The organism is Pseudoalteromonas sp. SR45-5 (assembly GCF_014163565.1).
In the GTDB taxonomy this organism is placed as follows: domain Bacteria; phylum Pseudomonadota; class Gammaproteobacteria; order Enterobacterales; family Alteromonadaceae; genus Pseudoalteromonas; species Pseudoalteromonas distincta.
The window spans coordinates 1-1,158 of record NZ_JACJDN010000912.1; the positions used below are offsets into that span (position 1 = coordinate 1).

Consider the following 1,158-nt stretch of genomic DNA (forward strand, 5'->3'; position numbering starts at 1 on the left):
GCACTTTTTTGTACTTTTTCTTATGGCAAGTGCGGGATAAGTTAATTAAGCTCAGGCGCTGCGTAAATAAAAATATCTCCATAATAACAATGTACCTACAATGAATATTACTCTAGATATTCATGCATTGTAGCTAAATTAGAGAGACCCAAATTTAATTATTTATTAATTTTAAATTTCTACCCATTTGCTTTATTAATATATATTACTTTACTTGTTAGTTGTGCTTCGTCTGGTACAATCAGTCAGTTATTCGTGTAAAACGATGAGTGTTGATTAATTCGAGTGGGAACTGGATGAGAATTTTTAAAGCGAAAAGCCCAGCAGGATTTGCTGAAGAATATATAGTTGAGTCCATTTGGAACGGCGATTTCCCTCCAGGTTCAATTTTACCTGCCGAGCGAGAACTTTCAGAGTTAATTGGTGTTACAAGAACAACCTTGAGAGAAGTATTACAGCGTTTAGCACGTGATGGTTGGCTAACAATTCAGCATGGTAAACCTACAAAAGTAAATAACTTTTGGGAAACGTCTGGCTTAAACATTCTTGAAACATTAGCGCGCTTAGATGAAGACAAGATGCCAGAGCTGACAGATCAGCTTTTATCTGCACGTACTAATATTAGTGCTATTTATACACGTGCTGCAATTAAGTTAAATCCTGAACGCGTGATTGAAATTTTATCACAAAGCCATGAGCTAGAAGACACCGCTCAAGCATTTGCTGACTATGATTATAAAGTGCATCACGAATTAGCCGTTGCGGGTAATAACCGTATTTATGTATTAATACTTAACGGCTTTAGAGGCTTTTATTCAAAGATTGGTTGTCATTACTTCTCTGATGCTGGAACTCGTGAACTTGCTCGTCAGTTTTATAAAGATTTAACCATTTTGGCAGAAAAGAAAGAGCATGATGGTGCTATTTCTATGATGCGTAAATACGGTCATCAAACGGGTGAGATTTGGCAAAAAATCCGTGGTGATATGCCCTCAGATATAATGGACTAAGTCTAAGCGAGAAACCTGCATTTGCAGGTTTTTTTATATCTGTAAAATTTAGCGCCACCGTATATGAAATTCTAAAAAGTTTAATGCATAAACCACTTCGATATTTTTAAAATTTCTACTTAGTTACAACGCAACTTACACTTTAAAT

1 protein-coding gene is annotated in these 1,158 nt (G+C 35.6%); it reads left to right on the forward strand.

The window, feature by feature from the left end; genetic code table 11:
- Positions 1-296 precede the first annotated feature (296 nt).
- Complete coding sequence (fadR, locus tag H5072_RS20025) at positions 297-1,010, forward strand: fatty acid metabolism transcriptional regulator FadR (RefSeq protein WP_024606190.1); 714 nt, start codon at positions 297-299, stop codon at positions 1,008-1,010.
- The last annotated feature ends 148 nt before the right edge of the window (positions 1,011-1,158 follow it).